Genomic DNA, 15,580 nt, shown 5'->3' with positions numbered 1-15,580 from the left:
GCGTGGGGATTGGCGGCAATCTCGGGAGAGGAAGAAGTGGCAGCCCGTAGGGGAATCGAACCCCTCTTTCCAGGTTGAAAACCTGGCGTCCTAACCGATAGACGAACGGGCCACGCTGTCTTGTGGGGCGGCTTTTACGGTTTCACGGGCAGTGCTGCAAGCGGAAAAAGTCGGGCCGCGGAAACTTTTTTGGCTATCGCCCGGCCTCGTCGCGGCGCCGGGAATTTGCCGGAAATTCACGCCTCGGCGGCGTCCTCGAGACGCAGCTGCACGCTCTGGCGGCCGCGCCAGCTGTTCACCTCCAGCCGGCCGGCCAGGTGGAAGCGCGCACCGCCGTGATCGGCCAGGCGCGGTCCCATATCTCCCTCGAAGGCGCCGAAAGCGATGGCGTCCAGGCTGCCGGACATGCCGTCGGACAGCGACAGCTTGAGATGCGACTCGCCGACCCGCTTGGCATAGCGCACCTGCATGTCCGGCAGGGCGAAACGCGGCGCCGGCGCCCCGGCGCCATAGGGGCCGGCCTGGTCCAGCTGTTCGATCAGCTCGACCGTCGCCGCCCCGGGCATCAGCACGCCGTCCAATGCCAGGTCCGCCGGGCCGCCCTGGCCGGCGCCCTGCTTGGCCAGCAGGTCCGACAGCCGTTCCATCGCCGGCTCCAGCCGGTCGCGGTCCACGGTCAGGCCCGCGGCCATGCGATGCCCGCCGCCCTTGATCAGCAGCCCCTCGGCGGCCAGCTTCTGGATCGCCGCGCCGAGGTCGACGCCGGCGACCGAGCGGCCCGAGCCCTTGCCCTCGGCCCCGTCGAAACCGATGACGATGGCCGGGCGGTTGGCGGCCTCCTTGAGGCGCGAGGCGACGATGCCCACGACGCCCGGATGCCAGCCGTCGGCGGCCGCCCAGACCAGCGGCGCGTCCAGTCCACGCGCCTCGGCCTGTTCCAGGGCGGCGGCGCGCACCGCGGCCTCGACCTCGCGCCGTTCGGTGTTCAGCGCATCCAGCTGGCTGGCGATGGCCTCGGCCTCGACCAGCGAGTCGGTGGCCAGGAGCCGCGCGCCAAGGTCGGCCTTGCCGATGCGCCCGCCGGCATTCACCCGCGGACCCAGCAGGAACCCCAGGTGATAGGTGTTGGGCGGTGCGTCCATGCGCGCCACGTCCGAGAGGGCCACCAGCCCGGGCCGCTGCCGCCGGGCCATGACCTTGAGTCCCTGGCGCACCAGTGCCCGGTTGACCCCGACCAGTGGCGCCACGTCGGCCACCGTGGCCAGCGCCACCAGGTCCAGAAGCGACATCAGGTCCGGCCCGCCGGCGCCGCCCGCCGCCCGGATCTGGCGGCGCATCTCGACCAGCAGCAGGAACACCACCCCGGCGGCGCAGAGATGGCCCAGATCGCCGTTCTCGTCCTGCCGGTTGGGGTTCACCACGGCCAGGCAGTCGGGCAGGGTCTCGCCCCCCAGGTGGTGGTCCAGCACGATCACGTCGGCACCCTGCGCGGCGGCGATCGGCGCGTGGCTCAGCGTGCCGCAATCGACGCAGATGATCAGGTCGTGATCCCGCGCCAGCGCCGCCATCGCCGGCTCGTTCGGGCCATAGCCCTCGTCGATCCGGTCGGGAACATAGAGCGTCGCCGCGCGCCCCGCCGCGCGCAGCCAGATCAGCAGGAGCGCGGCCGAGCTGCCCCCGTCGACATCGTAATCCGCAAAGACGGCGATCCGCTCGCGGGCCTCGACCGCGCGCAGCACCCGTGCCGCCGCGTCCTCCATGTCCTTCAGGTCGCGCGGGTCGGGCAGCAACTCCTTCAGCGTCGGCGCCAGGAAGGCGGCGGCCTCCTCCGGGGGCACGCCGCGCCTCGCCAGCACCCGGCACACCGGGTCGGGCAGGGCGGTCCGTTGCGCCAGCATGCCCGCGGCGCGGTCGACCTCGCCCGAAGGCCCGATCCAGCGCCGGCCGCTCAAGGATCGCTCAACGCCCAGAAATGCCACCGCTCACCTCTCATGCAACGGCCGGACCCTGTGCGGATCCGGCCTTTCACCGTTTCACAAATACTCCCGCCGGAGGCTGCGGCGCAAGCCGCATCCCCGCGCGCGGTCTCAGACCGGCGTGCGGTAGGACATGCGGCGCACCGAGCCGGTCTTGGACCGCATCAGCAGCGTCGTGGTCTCGACCCAGCCGGGTTCGCGCTTGATCCGCGGCAGCAGCGAGCCGCCGGTCACGCCGGTGGCGGCAAAGACGACATCGGCCGTGACCATGTCGTCGCGGGCATAGATGCGGTCGAGATCGGTGATCCCGGCCTTGTCGGCGCGCGCCTTCTCGTCCTCGTTGCGGAACACCAGCCGGCCGAAGATCTGCCCGCCCATGCATTTCAGCGCCGCCGCCGCCAGCACACCCTCGGGCGCGCCGCCCTGGCCCATATACATGTCGATGCCGGTGATCGCGCTTTCGGCGCAGTGCATCACGCCGGCCACGTCGCCATCGGTGATCAGCCGGATCGACGCGCCGGTGCCGCGCACCTGCGCGATCATCTCCTCGTGGCGCGGGCGTTCCAGGATGCAGACAGTGATGTCGGCGGGCGCGCAGCCCTTGGCGCGGGCCAGCGCCTCGACGCGCTCGGCCGGGTCCATGTCCAGCGACACGACGCCCTCGGGAAAGCCGGGACCGACCGCCAGCTTGTCCATGTAGACATCCGGCGCGTGCAGCATCGAGCCGCGCGGCCCAAGCGCGATCACGGTCAGCGCGTTGGGCATATCCTTGGCGGTGAGCGTGGTGCCCTCCAGCGGGTCCAGGGCGATGTCCACGCCCGGCCCGTCGCCGGTGCCGACCTCTTCACCGATGAACAGCATGGGCGCCTCGTCGCGCTCGCCCTCTCCAATCACCACGACCCCGGCGATGTCCAGCAGGTTCAGCTGTTCGCGCATGGCGTTGACGGCGGCCTGGTCGGCGGCCTTCTCGTCGCCGCGCCCGACCAGCGAGGCCGAGGCGATGGCGGCCTGCTCGGCCACGCGCGCCAGCCCCAGGGACAGCATGCGGTCGTTGAAATCGTATTTCGTGGGGCTCATCTGGCTTTCTCCGGTCAGGGGCGTTGAGGGCGGCATAGCCCGCTTGCCGTTGCCGCCGCAAGGGGCGGGGTCAGACTTCCTCGATCCTGAGCGCGACCGGATCCATGGCCAGCACGTCGGTGCGGGACAGCGCCTCGACCGCGGTGTCGATCTCGGCGCGGGTGGTCTTGTGGGTCACGATCAGCACCGGCGCGGTGGTGTCGGTATGGCCGTATTGGCGCATCCGGTCGATCGAGACGCCGGCATCGCCCAGGGCCGCCGCGACCTTGGCCAGCGCGCCGGGTTTGTCGAGCAGCGCCATGCGCAGGTAATACGGCGCCGGCAGGCCGGTGCGCGCCGGCTGCGCCTGTTCCAGGCTGGCGGCGGGCTGCCCGAAGGTCGGCAGGCGGAACCCGCGCGCCAGGTCGCAGATGTCGCCCAGCACCGCGCTGGCGGTGGGGCCCTCGCCGGCGCCGGGGCCGTGCAGCACGATCCGGTCCACCGCGTCGCCTTCGATCACCACCATGTTGGTGCCGCCCTCGAGCCGGCCCAGGGGCGACTCGGCGGGCACCAGGCAAGGCTGCATGCGCTGCTCCAGCCCGCGCGGCGTGCGCTTGGCCACGCCCAGCAGCTTGATCCGATAGCCCATGTCGGCGGCCTGATGGATATCGTCCAGGCTGATGCGCTGGATCCCCTCGATCTCGACCGCGTCGAAATCGGGTTTCGTGCCGAAAGCGATGGCCGCCAGCAGCGCCAGTTTGTGCGCGGCGTCGATTCCGCCCACGTCCAGGTTCGGATCGGCCTCGAGATAGCCCAGCTTGGCGCATTCCTCGAACAGCGCGTTATAGCCAAGGCCCTCCGACTCCATCCGCGTCAGGATATAGTTGCAGGTGCCGTTCATCACGCCCATCACCCGGGTGATGTCGTTGCCCGCCAGGCTTTCGGTCAGCGCCTTGATGACCGGGATGCCGCCGGCGACCGCGGCCTCAAAGCGGATCACGCGCCCGGCCGCCTCGGCCTGTTCGGCCAGGGATTGGCCGTGGATCGCCAGCAGCGCCTTGTTGGCGGTCACCACGTCCTTGCCGGCGGCCAGCGCCGCCTCGGTCGCGGCCTTGGCCGGCCCGTCCGAGCCGCCCATCAGCTCGACGAAGACATCCACGTCGTCGCGCCGCGCCAGCGCCACCGCGTCGTCCTCCCAGTCATAGCCCGACAGGCTCACACCGCGGTCCTTGCCGGCATAGCGGGCCGAGACGGCGGCGATCTCGATCGGCCGGCCGGTGCGCGCGGCCAGCAGCGCCGCCTGCCGGCGCACGATCTTGACGACGCCCACGCCGACCGTTCCCAAACCTGCAATTCCAAGCCGCAGCGCCTGCGCCATACCGTGGATCCTTTCTGCCTGATCTCCGGGTCTTGTGCCCAAGGCGCCCGTCGCGGGTTTGCCTTAGCGGTTTCGCCCCACGGGTGCAACGCTCGAAGCGGTGCGGCGTCAGGGGCGGTTGGCCGGCTGCAGGCGCTGACGGTCCGCATCCCCGAGGAGCGGTGCCTGCAGGGCATCGGCGCGGCTGCGCAGACCCTCGACGCGCGCGGAAAGCTCGTCCTCGATTTCCTGCGATTCCTCCCGTGGCGGGGGGCGGCGGCCAAGGGCCGCGTCGAGCGGCACAAGGTCGGGATATCGCGCCCGCTCCAGGTCGGGTGCGATGGTCCCCTCCAGTTCCGGCACTTCGACGCAGCCGCCGAGGGCAAGGGCGGCGATCATCGCGGGACCGGTCCATCTGTGCATCTTCGCTCTCCGGTGGCGGGACGCGCCATCCCGTGATGCCCCGGCCCGCGGAAAGGTGCAAGCGGGGCTTTTATCTGAACACGTGTTCAGATAGCCTGAGGGCATGGCGCGTACCCAAGGGTCACATTCCGACATAACCGGCCCCCGCATCGACGCGGCGGCGCTGCGGCTGTTCGCGCAATTCGGCTTTGCCGCGGTGTCCATGCGCCAGATCGCGGGCGAGGTCGGCGTGCAGGCCGGGGCGCTCTACAACTACACGCCGGACAAGCAGACGCTGCTGTTCCGGCTGATGCGCGGCCATATGGAGGAGTTGCTGGCCGCGCGGGCGGCGCGCGACGCGCCGGAGGCCGATCCGCTGGACCGTCTGCGCGACTTCGTGCGCTTTCACATCCGCTTTCACCTGGAGCGGCCGGACGAGGTGTTCATCGCCTATATGGAGCTGCGCAACCTCAGCGAAGAGAACTTCGCCGCGATCGAGGCGCTGCGCCGCCGCTACGAGGACGGGCTGGAGGCGATCCTGCGGCAGGGGGTGGCAGCGGGCCGGTTCACGGTGCCGGATCCCAAGATCGCTACGCTGGCAGTGATCGCCATGCTGAACGGCGTGAACACCTGGTATCGCAGCGGCGGCCGCCTGACCCTGGCCGAGGTCGAGACGATCTATTGGGACATGGTGCGCAAGGCCGTGGCCGCCTGATCAGGCCGCCAGTTCGTAGTGGTGCAGATAGCGTTCCTTGACGATGCCCTCTTCGTCAGGGTGGACATGCGGTTTTCGCCAGTCCTCCCCGGCAAACGCCGCCAACGACTCGACGGACTCCCACACCATCACGAGGCAGAATTCGTTTGGGGTTTCCGGGCGTGGCAGGCAGGCCTGGATCGACACCAGCCCCGGCTGCGCGCGCATCAGGGGCAGGGCCGTCTCGAGCATGAAGTTCTGGAACGACGGTATCTTGTCGTCGTGGATGACGGCGCGAAATATGCGGACGATCATGATGGCCTCCCGGTTCAGGTGGGCGCATCATACCACGTCAATGCGCCGGGCGGATGAACGTGCCGTTGCGCAGATCGCGCATTGCCTGCTGCAACTCGGCTTGGGTGTTCATCACGATCGGGCCATGCCAGGCCACCGGCTCGGCGATCGGCGCACCCGAGATCAGCAGGAAGCGCACGCCGCCGGGGCCGGCCCGGACGGTGATCTCGTCGCCGGTGCCGAAGCGCACCAGCGTGCGGTCGCCCGACAGGTCGCGGATGTTGACCTCCTGGCCCGCGACCTCCTTTTCCAGCAGGATCCCGGTCGGATCCGAGGCATCCGCAAAGCTGGCGCTTCCCTCGAAAACATAAGCGAAAGCGCGGCGATAGGTGTCGATCTTGAAGCGTTTGGTAACACCGGCGGGAACCGAGATGTCCAGGTATTGCGGGTCGGCGGCGATGCCGTCCACTGGGCCTGTGCGGCCCCAGAACGCGCCCACGATCACCTTCACGGCTGTGCCGTCATCGTCGACCACCTCGGGGATGTCGGCACCCGTCACGTCCTGATAGCGCGGCGCGGTCATCTTCTGGGAGGCGGGCAGGTTGCCCCAGAGCTGGAACCCGTGCATCTGCCCGGCGGCGTTTCCCTGCGGCATCTCCTGGTGCAGGATGCCCGATCCTGCGGTCATCCATTGCACGTCGCCCGCGCCCAGCGTGCCGGTATTGCCCAGCGAGTCGCCATGTTCGACGGTGCCGGCCAGCACATAGGTGATGGTCTCGATGCCGCGGTGCGGATGCCAGGGGAAACCGCGCAGGTAATCCTCGGGCCGGTCGTTGCGGAAATCGTCGAACAGCAGGAACGGGTCCAGCTCGGACGGATCCTGAAAGCCGAAGGCGCGGTGCAGCTTGACGCCGGCGCCTTCCATCGTGGGTACGGCGCGGCGGGTTTCGAGCGTGGGGCGCAGGGACATGGGGCAACCTGTGTCTGTGTTTCGGTTTCTCAGATATAGGTGTGCAGTGATCGCGGTAAAGCCGATTAAGGGCAAAGTTACTGTGCGTGGGTGCACGTAAGCTGCGCCCGCGCACAGTATCCAAAGATCATCGCGGCGCGCGGCCGCCGCGCCACCACTCGGACGGTTTCATCCGCCCGCCCCGCCTGCGGTCGAGCCAGAGCGCCAGCTTGCGGAACCGCGACAGCGCCAGTTTCAGCCACAGCCTGTGCCGGCGCTTGGAGAAGTCCCGGTTGAACGGGCAGACCCGCATGCAGATGGCGCAATCGGTGCGGGTGCGGGCCCAGAACGAGAAGCACTTCTCGGCATCCGATGTCCATTTCCGCACGCCTGCGATCGCCGAGACATTCGCGCCGGCGGTCCCGGGCGGCCCGTAGGGCAGCGCCTTGGGCGGGCAGGCGTCGGCGCATTTGGTGCAGATGTCACAGAAGGCGCGCACGCCCAGCGGCGCGGGCCTGTCATGGGCCAGCTGCAGATCGGTGAAGATCTTCGAGAACCGCAGGCGGGGCCCGAATTCCGGCGTGATCACCAGCTGGTTGCGGGCATATTCGCCCAGGCCCGCCTTGACCGCGTAGGGGATCACCAGGCCGGTGTCGTTCATCGAGGCCACGGCGCGATAGCCCAGGTTGCGGATATAGGCGGCCAGCTGCATCACGATGGCCGCCTCGTGGCTGTATTCGCGCCCCGTGGCGGCCCCGGCCAGCGCCGAAGGGTAGGTGGCGACCAGCGCGCGGTCCATCTCGTGCCCCAGCACGATCACCGACGTCAGGCCCTCGGGCAGGTCCGGCGATGCCGCGCTCAGGTCGCGGGTGTCGACGCGGTCGGTATAGAGCCACCGTTCGTCCAGATCGGTGACACCGCACAGGTCGGCGCCGAAGAACCGCGACACGCGCTTGATCTCGGCACTCATCGCGGCGGGATCGTCGACAGGCAGGGCGTCGGGCGCGACGGGCGTGTCGTCGCTGATCGCGGCCTGGAACCCCTCGCGCCGACCCCGGTCGGCATGGCGGTTGGTCATCACGTCCGAAATCAGCCACGACGCGTTGCGCAGCGCGAAATCGCGCTGCGAGAAGCCCTCGCCCCGGCGCGGTGCGGCCTCCATCCGGTAGGAGGCGAAGAAGGCGTCGGTGTCGGGCGAGCGCACATCGTCATCCCACATCGCGCGGGTGAAGATGTCGTTGCGCTGGCTGAAGCGCTTGAACGCGTCGGTCACCTCGATGCCGGCCTCGGCATCGCCCGGTCGGCGCGGATCGGCCCGGTTGGCGGGATAGCTCATGCCGGTCAGAGTGGCAGCGCCGGACTGGTCGCGCAATGACCCTGTTGCCGGCGGTGGAATTGCGTTAAGCGCGCTTGGGACGGCAACGCAGGCAGGGGGTGGCGATGGAAGACGAGGTTCTGGCGGTGGTGAGCGCCTCGGCGCCACGGCGGTGGATCGGCATCGGGATGCTGGCCGGCGTCGCGCTGATCGTCCTCTACGTGGCGATCGCCGAGCCGCCGCAGCCGGGCTGGCAGCTGTTCCTGGTGGTGATGGGTGCTGCGGCACTGTGGGTGGCGCGGCGCATGGCCCAGGCCACGACGCACCGGATCGAACTAACGCGGGCCGGGCTGCGCTCCAGCACCGGCGAATGGATCGCGCGGCTGGAGGAGATCGCGGCGATGGATCGCGGCATGTTCGCCTTCAAGCCGTCCAACGGGTTCCTGGTGCGACTGAAAAACCCCGGCAGCCGGGCGTGGCAGCCGGGGTTGTGGTGGCGGCTGGGCCGCCGTGTCGGGATCGGCGGGGTCACGCCCGCCTCTCAGACCAAGGCGATGGCCGACATCCTGGCGGCCCTGCTGGCCGAACGCGATCAGATGTCGGACGCGATCTGACCCGCAAAGCGCGGCCGGGTGAACACGAAGTTGTCGATGTCCATGATGTCGATGCCGGCATAGAAGGGCGGCACATAGGTGCTCCGGGACTCGACCAGGATCAGCCGCTCCTCGTCGGGCATGATCGGCAGCCTGGCGCGCATGCCCTCCATGTCGCTGTTGCTGAGCGGGTTGTCGAAGCCGTGGTTGGACGACCAGTCGATCAGGTACTTGTCGGTGTCGTCGTCGAAGCGGATCACCGAGATGCGCAGCGCCGCGTTGTTGGTCGAGTCGGTCATCTTGCGGAACAGATCGACCATGGACGCGGTGTAGGCGGCCGTGACCGTCTGGGTCTCGCGCGAGACGAGATCGCTGATGGTATAGGATGCCTTGAGGTTCAGCGCGCTCTGCCGGTAGGCGTCGAAATAGGTGTAGACGGCGACGAAGGCCCAGCACAGGATTGGGGCCAGGATCAGCGCCTCGACCGAGATCATTCCGCCCTCGTCCCGCGAGAACGCCTTGAGCCGTCTTTTCACGATGTGATGCAGCATGGGATTACTGAGGCTCCTGAACGAAGGCCGTGGTCGCGGTCAACGCGTACTGGCCCTCGGGGTTGTTGGCGAGCTTCTTGCCGAGTCCCGAGGTCGGGATCAGCGGCGTGATCTTGACGCAGGCGCGCAAGACCATCAGCTGGTTGCTCTGACCGTTCTTGAACTCGCGCACCGGTCGCGCCTCCTCGGTCCGGTCGGTGCAGTCGGGCTCGTCCGGAATGGTCAGCCCGGCGCGCGGATCCTGCGGGATCATCTCCAGCCGGAGGTTGTCGTCGCAATCGTCGATGAACTGGGCGCGGTTGCAGATCGTCGTCTTGATCTGGTCGTGCTGGAAGGCGTTGCCCGTGCCCAGCCGGATGTCGCGCACCGTCAGGTCCACGGCCCGTTCCAGCATGACGTGGTTGAGCGTGACCATCCCGATCTCGACCCCGGCCACGACCAGGAACATGAAGGCGGGGAACACGATGGCGAATTCGACCGTGGCGTTCCCGTCTTCGTCGGACTTGAACCGACGAAGACCTTTCTTCAGCGGCCACATCATTGGGTCAGCCTCAGCTTGCGGATCGACGAGCCGATCGAGTCGAAGGCGTCCTTGATCTCGAGCCCGTCGACATCATAGTAGTGGCTGTCCGAGCTGGCGCAGTATTCCAGGATCGACTTGCCCTCGGGCGGCGCCTCGAACGCGATCGTGTAGACGATGATGTTCGAGTCCTTTGCCGCGTCGCAGATTGCCTGGGTGCGGCTGTCCTTGGTGTTGTCGTTCTTGTAGCCGCGCACGCCATAGACCCACTCGCTGCGCGCGGAGCTGTCGTTCATCCACGGGTAGTAGTGCTCTTTGACGTTGTACCACAGCGAAGTGCGCGCCCAGAGTTCGGGATAGTCCAGACGCACGGCCTCGCCATCCTCGGGCTCGTTGGTGTCCTCCCAGCAGCCCGAGCTGCCGCAATCCCAATGCGAGTCGCCGTTGCCGTACGGGTGATCCTGCCATTCATAGGCGTTGTAGTCGTCGGCATCGACCCAGTAGTACCAGCCGCTGTCGGGATTGTAGACGGAATAGGTTTCTTCCTCTTCGTTCCACCAGATGTTCGACTGGCCCTCGCGGTAGTCGTTCTTGATGTAGTATTGCGACGTGTTGTTGCCGTCGGTCATCAGAACGATGATCTTGAGCGTGTCGCCGGCGTTATAGGCTGCCGGGCGGTCGGAGAAGGCGTTGGGAACCTCGTTGGCGGCCACCATCGCGTCGACCACCGGATCGAAGCTGGGATCGAGCATCGCCGCGCCCCACTTCATCCCGATGTCCAGCGAAGTGTTGCCGCGGGCCACGAAATCCTGGATGTAGTTCTTGAGCGTGGTGGCGTCCTTCTGAAACGCCATGATCTCGCGGTTGGCCATCGCCTCGCAGACGGGCAGGCCACCGCCATCGCCGAGGATCTTGCCGTTGTCGCGGCGGTCGGTCGTGTACCACGGGTCGAAATGCATCGTCCGCTCGAAGGTCGGCGCCGAGTCCGCGTCCTTGGTCAGCATCTGGGTACTGTTGAAATCGCTGCCATTGAAATTGATGCAGCGCGAGTAGTCGTTCGTGCCCTCGGTCTTGTACTGATCGAAGATCGTTTCGGGCACCGAGACCTGGGTGGCGTAGGGCACGATCGAGATCGACAGATCACCATCGCGGGTGTTCTGCACCATCTGGTCGATGAAATCCTTGGCCGCGACCTTGAGGTTGGTCAGGCGGTTGTAGTTGTTCATCGAACCCGACACGTCCAGGACCAGCGAGATCTCGACCTCGCCGATGCTTTCCTCGGCGATGCTGCCGGCTTGGGCGGTCAGAAAATCGACGCCGGAGAGGTGCATGAAATGGGTCGGGAACCGCGACTCTGCCCGGGCCTCGACGATACGGAAGCCCAGCGGTCCGGTGTTTTCCTGACCGGCGGATTCCGGCGTGACCTTGACCTCCTTGAGGTTTTGCAGCAGCCCTTCCTTGGCCAGGTAGTCCTCGACCACGGCCTTGGGATCCTGCGTCTGGTCGAGGTCCGCGGCGGCCAGAACGGCGCGGTCCAGCGCGCTCTGCAGCCGGGCGCGGTCACGTTCGAACCGCATGACATCGACACCCAAGCCGCCGACGGCCAGCATGATCAGCAGAAGGAAACTGACGAACAGCGACATCGAACCGCTGTCGTTTCGAATGTAGTCGACCATGATCCTGCGCACGCGCTGGGCGCCCCGAACCCGCGGCCGCACGGACTTAGAATAATGAGTCTTGCACATGATACACCTCTGAAAAGGGACGGAAGGTCCCGGCCGAAGTCGGTTTCCGGCCTTGATTTGATGCCAGTGGATGATGGCGAGATTTGGGCAAAACCGGCGCCGGAGCGAGGTTATCGGGCCTTATTTGGCGACACTGGGCGCAGCCTTCGGTCGGCTGTTTCCCGCCGAAGGACAATGACTTGAAATCGCCTCTTGCCGCACCGATTCGCGCCGCAACCCTGAATCGGCGATTGCCAAGCTGGTCAAAAATGTCGCATCCGTTAGGGATGGCGTCACGCGCCGATGGCACAAACGGACCGGCGGCGCGTGCCGAACGGGTATGGAGGAACGAATGTCCCACGTGAAAGAACCCAGCTTCCGCGAGAGCGTAGATCTGATGTTCAACAGGGCGGTCGCCCTGATGGATCTGCCGCCCGGTCTGGAAGAGAAGATCCGGGTCTGCAACGCGACCTACACCGTTCGGTTCGGCGTCCGCCTGCGCGGTCAGATCCACACCTTCGTGGGCTACCGCTCGGTGCATTCCGAGCACATGGAGCCGGTCAAGGGCGGCATCCGCTATGCGCCGTCGGTCAACCAGGACGAGGTCGAGGCGCTGGCGGCGCTGATGACCTACAAATGCGCGCTGGTCGAGGCGCCGTTCGGCGGCTCCAAGGGGGGGCTGTGCATCGACCCGCGGCAATACGAGGAACACGAGCTGGAACAGATCACCCGCCGGTTGGCCTATGAGCTGGCCAAGCGCGACCTGATCCATCCCAGCCAGAACGTGCCGGCCCCCGACATGGGTACCGGCGAGCGCGAGATGGCCTGGATCGCCGACCAGTATGCGCGCATGAACACCACCGACATCAACAGCCGCGCCTGCGTCACCGGCAAGCCGATCAACGCCGGCGGCATCCAGGGCCGGACCGAGGCGACGGGGCGGGGCGTGCAATACGCGCTGCAGGAGTTCTTCCGCGACAAGCGCGACATGGAGAAGGCCGGGCTGACCGGCACACTGGATGGCAAGCGGGTGATCGTGCAGGGCCTGGGCAACGTGGGATATCACGCCGCCAAGTTCCTCAGCGAGGAGGACGGCTCGATCGTCACCGGCATCATCGAGCGCGACGGCGCGCTGTTCAGCCCCGAGGGCCTGGACGTCGAGGCGGTGCACCAGTGGATCGCGAAACATGGCGGCGTCACCGGTTTTCCCGACGCGACCCATCACGCCGAGGGTGCGCAAGTGCTGGAGGAAGCCTGTGACATCCTCATCCCGGCGGCGCTGGAGGGTGTCATCAACCTGTCCAACGCCGAGCGGATCAAGGCACCGCTGATCATCGAGGCCGCCAACGGCCCGGTCACGGCGGGCGCCGACGAGATCCTGCGCAAGAAGGGCACGGTGATCATTCCCGACATGTATGCCAATGCCGGCGGTGTGACGGTCTCCTACTTCGAATGGGTCAAGAACCTGAGCCATATCCGCTTCGGCCGGATGCAGCGCCGGCAGGAAGAGGCGCGCCACGAACTGATCGTGCGCGAGCTGGAGCGGCTCGACCGCCACATGGGCGATGCCTGGTCGATGTCGCCCGACTTCAAGGCCAAGTACCTGCGCGGGGCCGACGAGCTGGAACTGGTGCGCTCGGGCCTCGATGACACCATGCGCATCGCCTACCAGTCGATGCGCTCGGTCTGGCACGAGCGCGCCGATGTCGAGGATCTGCGCACGGCGGCCTACCTGGTGTCGATCGGCAAGGTGGCGGCGAGCTACCGCGCCAAGGGGCTCTGACCGGAAATCGGCGCGGCCGGAGTGGCGGTCGCGCCACTCCGCGCTACTCCTCTTGGGATTGCAGGCAGACCGAGGAGTCGCAACCCATGATGAACAAGCTGAAAGGCGCCGTCGCGGCCGCCGCGCTGGCCGTTGCCCTGCCGGCGGCGGCGCAGGAACGCACCGGCTGGGCGGCGCAGGTCGACGGGCTGTCGGTCTGGCAGGATGACGCCGACCTGGACGGGGGCGGCGCGTTCAGTGCCAGCCGCACCTTCCTGCGCGCGGGCGGACTCTACCGGACGCCCGGAGGCACCTCGGCGGGCCTGTTCCTCAGCTACGGGCAGCTGTCCTATGATTTCAGCGCAGCGGGAAACCGGCCGTGGGAGGACATCCGCGACATCCGCCTGTCGGCGCCGCTGCGGCTGCAGCTGGGCGAGACCGGGCGGCTGTTCGTGGCCCCGCAGATCCGCTGGGACTACGAGCGCGGCGCCAGCGCCTCGGACGGGCGGACCTATGGCGTGTTTGCCGGCGTGACCTGGCAGCTGGGCGACCGGCTGCGCATCGGCCCGGCCTTCGGCGCGTTCTCGGGGCTGGGCAGCGATGGCGACACAGTGTTTCCGGCGCTGCTGGTCGACTGGCAGATCGCCGATGGCTGGACGCTGAGCACCGGCAGCGGTCTGGGCGCCACCCAGGGCCCGGGCCTGACCCTGTCCTATGACTACAGCGACACGGTGCGCCTGTCGCTGAGCGCACGGCGCGAGGAAGTCCGGTTCCGTCTCGACGATGCCGGTCTCGCACCGGGCGGCGTCGGCGAGGACAGCAGCATCCCGGTGGTGCTGGCGCTGGACTATGCGCCGAACCCGGGCCTGTCGCTGAGCCTGTTCGCGGGTGCCGAGATCAACGGGCGGCTCAAGCTCGAGGATGCCGCCGGTCGGCGGGTCGACACGCAGGATTACGAGACCGCACCGATCGCCGGCCTTGCCTTTCGTGCGCGGTTCTGACCGCCGCGGTCGGCGGTTGACCAGAATATGTCGAAATCGGTCTTGGTCGGGGCCGCAGGCTTTGCTACCGCTGGGGCAGGCCGTCCCGGCGGGCGGTGGAAGGGGAGTTTGGCATGCGGTTTTCCGGCCTTCGGGTCCTTAAGGAAGGGCTGACGGGCAATCGCGGCTGGACCCCGCATTGGCGCGACCCCGATCCGAATTCCGACTACGACGTTGTTATCATCGGTGGCGGCGGCCACGGGCTGAGCACCGCCTACTACCTGGCGCGCGACCACGGCATCACCAATGTCGCGGTGCTGGAAAAGGGATACCTTGGCGGCGGCAATGTCGGGCGCAACACCACAATCGTGCGCGCCAACTACTTCCTGCCCGGCAATTCCGAGTTCTACTCGCATTCGCTGAAACTGTGGGAGGGGCTGGAGGAAGACCTCAACTACAACGTGATGCATTCGCAGCGCGGGCTGATCAACCTGTTCCACTCGGACGGCCAGCGCGACGCCTTCGCCCGGCGCGGCAACGCGATGCTGGCCCAGGGCGACGACGCGGTGCTGCTGGGGCGCGACGAGCTGCGCCCGATGCTGCCCTATCTCAACTTCGACGATTTGCGCTTTCCGATCTATGGCGGGCTCTACCATCCGCGCGGCGGCACCGCGCGCCATGACGCGGTGGCCTGGGGCTATGCCCGCGGCGCCGATCGGCGTGGGGTGGACCTGATCCAGAACTGCGAGGTGACCGGCATCGACATCGAGGGCGGCGCGGTCAAGGGCGTGCAGACCACGCGCGGCGCGATCCGGGCGAAGAAGGTGGCGATGGTGGTTGCCGGCCGGTCGAGCCAGGTGGCGGCGCTGGCCGGCATGCGCCTGCCGATCGAGAGCCACGTGCTGCAGGCCTATGTCACCGAAGGGCTGAAGCCCTGCATCGACCACGTGGTCAGCTTCGGCATGGGCCATTTCTATATCAGCCAGTCCGACAAGGGCGGGCTGGTCTTCGGCGGCGACCTGGATTTCTATGCCTCCTATGCCGCGCGCGGCAACCTGCCCGGCGTCGAGCAGGTGATGGAGGCGGGCATGGCGTTGATGCCGATGATCGGCAAGGCCCGCGTGCTGCGCAGCTGGGGCGGGATCATGGACATGTCGCCCGACGGCTCGCCGATCATCGACAAGACCCACGTGGACGGGCTGTTCGTGAATTGCGGCTGGAACTATGGCGGCTTCAAGGCGGTGCCCGGCTCGGGCAACGTGTTGGCGCATCTGATCGCCACCGGCACCCACCACCAGAACGCCACCGGGTTCCGGCTGGACCGCTTCCGCACCGGGCGCGGGATCATCGATGAAGAGGGCAAGGGCTCTCAACACAACCTGCACTGAGGGCGGCGATGTCGGATTC

General features: G+C 67.6%; 15 protein-coding genes and 1 tRNA gene. 5 read left to right on the top strand and 11 right to left on the bottom strand.

The genetic code is table 11. The features are described 5' to 3' along the window. Positions 1 to 37: 37 nt before the first annotated feature. The 5 genes from BMX57_RS02210 to BMX57_RS02190 form a co-directional block, all read right to left on the bottom strand. Positions 38 to 112: transfer RNA gene (locus BMX57_RS02210), tRNA-Glu, on the bottom strand. A 124-nt stretch (positions 113 to 236) separates the two neighbouring features. Continuing rightward, the gene (gene recJ, locus BMX57_RS02205) at positions 237 to 1,979 is read right to left on the bottom strand and encodes a single-stranded-DNA-specific exonuclease RecJ (RefSeq protein ID WP_092362063.1); all 1,743 of its coding nucleotides are present in this window, start codon (positions 1,977 to 1,979) and stop codon (positions 237 to 239) included. A gap of 108 nt (positions 1,980 to 2,087) precedes the next feature. Then, positions 2,088 to 3,053: a class II fructose-bisphosphatase gene (glpX, locus tag BMX57_RS02200; RefSeq protein WP_092362061.1), complete on the bottom strand. Its 966-nt coding sequence runs from the start codon at positions 3,051 to 3,053 to the stop codon at positions 2,088 to 2,090. 70 nt (positions 3,054 to 3,123) lie between these two features. Beyond that, complete coding sequence (locus BMX57_RS02195) at positions 3,124 to 4,410, bottom strand: homoserine dehydrogenase (RefSeq protein WP_092362059.1); 1,287 nt, start codon at positions 4,408 to 4,410, stop codon at positions 3,124 to 3,126. A 108-nt stretch (positions 4,411 to 4,518) separates the two neighbouring features. Further along, positions 4,519 to 4,812 (bottom strand): hypothetical protein, encoded by a 294-nt coding sequence (locus BMX57_RS02190; protein ID WP_092362057.1) that lies wholly within the window; start codon positions 4,810 to 4,812, stop codon positions 4,519 to 4,521. A 103-nt stretch (positions 4,813 to 4,915) separates the two neighbouring features. Here BMX57_RS02190 and BMX57_RS02185 point away from each other — a divergent pair, with 103 nt between their 5' ends. Next, positions 4,916 to 5,506, top strand: a complete 591-nt coding sequence (locus BMX57_RS02185; protein ID WP_092362055.1) for a TetR/AcrR family transcriptional regulator — start codon at positions 4,916 to 4,918, stop codon at positions 5,504 to 5,506. On the opposite strand, the gene BMX57_RS02180 is transcribed toward BMX57_RS02185, so the two are convergent. From BMX57_RS02180 to BMX57_RS02170, 3 genes are all read right to left on the bottom strand, one after another. After that, the gene (locus BMX57_RS02180) at positions 5,507 to 5,800 is read right to left on the bottom strand and encodes an antibiotic biosynthesis monooxygenase family protein (protein ID WP_092362053.1); all 294 of its coding nucleotides are present in this window, start codon (positions 5,798 to 5,800) and stop codon (positions 5,507 to 5,509) included. It abuts the gene before it with no gap. A 37-nt stretch (positions 5,801 to 5,837) separates the two neighbouring features. Then, positions 5,838 to 6,749 carry a pirin family protein gene (locus BMX57_RS02175; RefSeq protein ID WP_092362050.1) on the bottom strand — a complete coding sequence of 304 codons (912 nt, stop codon included), beginning with the start codon at positions 6,747 to 6,749 and terminating at the stop codon, positions 5,838 to 5,840. A gap of 127 nt (positions 6,750 to 6,876) precedes the next feature. Continuing rightward, positions 6,877 to 8,064 carry a 4Fe-4S double cluster binding domain-containing protein gene (locus BMX57_RS02170; RefSeq protein ID WP_092362048.1) on the bottom strand — a complete coding sequence of 396 codons (1,188 nt, stop codon included), beginning with the start codon at positions 8,062 to 8,064 and terminating at the stop codon, positions 6,877 to 6,879. 104 nt (positions 8,065 to 8,168) lie between these two features. Here BMX57_RS02170 and BMX57_RS02165 point away from each other — a divergent pair, with 104 nt between their 5' ends. Continuing rightward, complete coding sequence (locus tag BMX57_RS02165; protein ID WP_092362046.1) at positions 8,169 to 8,657, top strand: hypothetical protein; 489 nt, start codon at positions 8,169 to 8,171, stop codon at positions 8,655 to 8,657. Here the strand turns inward: BMX57_RS02165 and BMX57_RS02160 are convergent. The 3 genes from BMX57_RS02160 to BMX57_RS02150 are packed head-to-tail and all read right to left on the bottom strand — an operon-like array spanning position 8,636 to position 11,395. Further along, positions 8,636 to 9,187: a TadE/TadG family type IV pilus assembly protein gene (locus BMX57_RS02160; RefSeq protein ID WP_092362044.1), complete on the bottom strand. Its 552-nt coding sequence runs from the start codon at positions 9,185 to 9,187 to the stop codon at positions 8,636 to 8,638. The two genes, BMX57_RS02165 and BMX57_RS02160, sit on opposite strands and share 22 nt — an antisense overlap. Before the next feature lie 4 nt (positions 9,188 to 9,191). After that, positions 9,192 to 9,728, bottom strand: coding sequence for a TadE/TadG family type IV pilus assembly protein (locus tag BMX57_RS02155; RefSeq protein WP_092362042.1), 537 nt, complete (start codon positions 9,726 to 9,728; stop codon positions 9,192 to 9,194). After that, positions 9,725 to 11,395 (bottom strand): pilus assembly protein TadG-related protein, encoded by a 1,671-nt coding sequence (locus BMX57_RS02150; protein WP_229724161.1) that lies wholly within the window; start codon positions 11,393 to 11,395, stop codon positions 9,725 to 9,727. Before BMX57_RS02150 ends, BMX57_RS02155 begins: the two co-directional genes overlap by 4 nt. Positions 11,396 to 11,783: 388 nt before the next feature. Between BMX57_RS02150 and BMX57_RS02145 the strand changes: the two genes are divergently transcribed. From BMX57_RS02145 to BMX57_RS02135, 3 genes are all read left to right on the top strand, one after another. Then, a complete protein-coding gene (locus BMX57_RS02145) occupies positions 11,784 to 13,214 on the top strand; it encodes a Glu/Leu/Phe/Val family dehydrogenase (protein WP_092362040.1) in 1,431 nt (476 codons plus the stop codon). An 86-nt stretch (positions 13,215 to 13,300) separates the two neighbouring features. Then, the gene (locus BMX57_RS02140) at positions 13,301 to 14,194 is read left to right on the top strand and encodes a hypothetical protein (protein ID WP_244892191.1); all 894 of its coding nucleotides are present in this window, start codon (positions 13,301 to 13,303) and stop codon (positions 14,192 to 14,194) included. A 113-nt stretch (positions 14,195 to 14,307) separates the two neighbouring features. After that, on the top strand, positions 14,308 to 15,561 hold the full coding sequence (locus BMX57_RS02135; RefSeq protein ID WP_092362038.1) for a sarcosine oxidase subunit beta family protein: 1,254 nt from the start codon (positions 14,308 to 14,310) through the stop codon (positions 15,559 to 15,561). Positions 15,562 to 15,580 lie beyond the last annotated feature (19 nt).

The sequence above is a fragment of the Cribrihabitans marinus genome (assembly GCF_900109035.1).
GTDB classification, from domain to species: domain Bacteria; phylum Pseudomonadota; class Alphaproteobacteria; order Rhodobacterales; family Rhodobacteraceae; genus Cribrihabitans; species Cribrihabitans marinus.
This window is presented reverse-complemented; position numbering and strand designations above follow the sequence as displayed.

What these genes read in the sequence shown, in the direction of transcription:
- glpX (WP_092362061.1), bottom strand. Translation starts at nt 3,053, where the DNA reads ATGAGCCCCACGAAATACGATTTCAACGACCGCATGCTGTCCCTGGGG.
- BMX57_RS02195 (WP_092362059.1), bottom strand. Translation starts at nt 4,410, where the DNA reads ATGGCGCAGGCGCTGCGGCTTGGAATTGCAGGTTTGGGAACGGTCGGC.
- BMX57_RS02190 (WP_092362057.1), bottom strand. Translation starts at nt 4,812, where the DNA reads ATGCACAGATGGACCGGTCCCGCGATGATCGCCGCCCTTGCCCTCGGC.
- BMX57_RS02185 (WP_092362055.1), top strand. Translation starts at nt 4,916, where the DNA reads ATGGCGCGTACCCAAGGGTCACATTCCGACATAACCGGCCCCCGCATC.
- BMX57_RS02180 (WP_092362053.1), bottom strand. Translation starts at nt 5,800, where the DNA reads ATGATCGTCCGCATATTTCGCGCCGTCATCCACGACGACAAGATACCG.
- BMX57_RS02175 (WP_092362050.1), bottom strand. Translation starts at nt 6,749, where the DNA reads ATGTCCCTGCGCCCCACGCTCGAAACCCGCCGCGCCGTACCCACGATG.
- BMX57_RS02170 (WP_092362048.1), bottom strand. Translation starts at nt 8,064, where the DNA reads ATGAGCTATCCCGCCAACCGGGCCGATCCGCGCCGACCGGGCGATGCC.
- BMX57_RS02165 (WP_092362046.1), top strand. Translation starts at nt 8,169, where the DNA reads ATGGAAGACGAGGTTCTGGCGGTGGTGAGCGCCTCGGCGCCACGGCGG.
- BMX57_RS02160 (WP_092362044.1), bottom strand. Translation starts at nt 9,187, where the DNA reads ATGCTGCATCACATCGTGAAAAGACGGCTCAAGGCGTTCTCGCGGGAC.
- BMX57_RS02155 (WP_092362042.1), bottom strand. Translation starts at nt 9,728, where the DNA reads ATGATGTGGCCGCTGAAGAAAGGTCTTCGTCGGTTCAAGTCCGACGAA.
- BMX57_RS02145 (WP_092362040.1), top strand. Translation starts at nt 11,784, where the DNA reads ATGTCCCACGTGAAAGAACCCAGCTTCCGCGAGAGCGTAGATCTGATG.
- BMX57_RS02140 (WP_244892191.1), top strand. Translation starts at nt 13,301, where the DNA reads ATGATGAACAAGCTGAAAGGCGCCGTCGCGGCCGCCGCGCTGGCCGTT.
- BMX57_RS02135 (WP_092362038.1), top strand. Translation starts at nt 14,308, where the DNA reads ATGCGGTTTTCCGGCCTTCGGGTCCTTAAGGAAGGGCTGACGGGCAAT.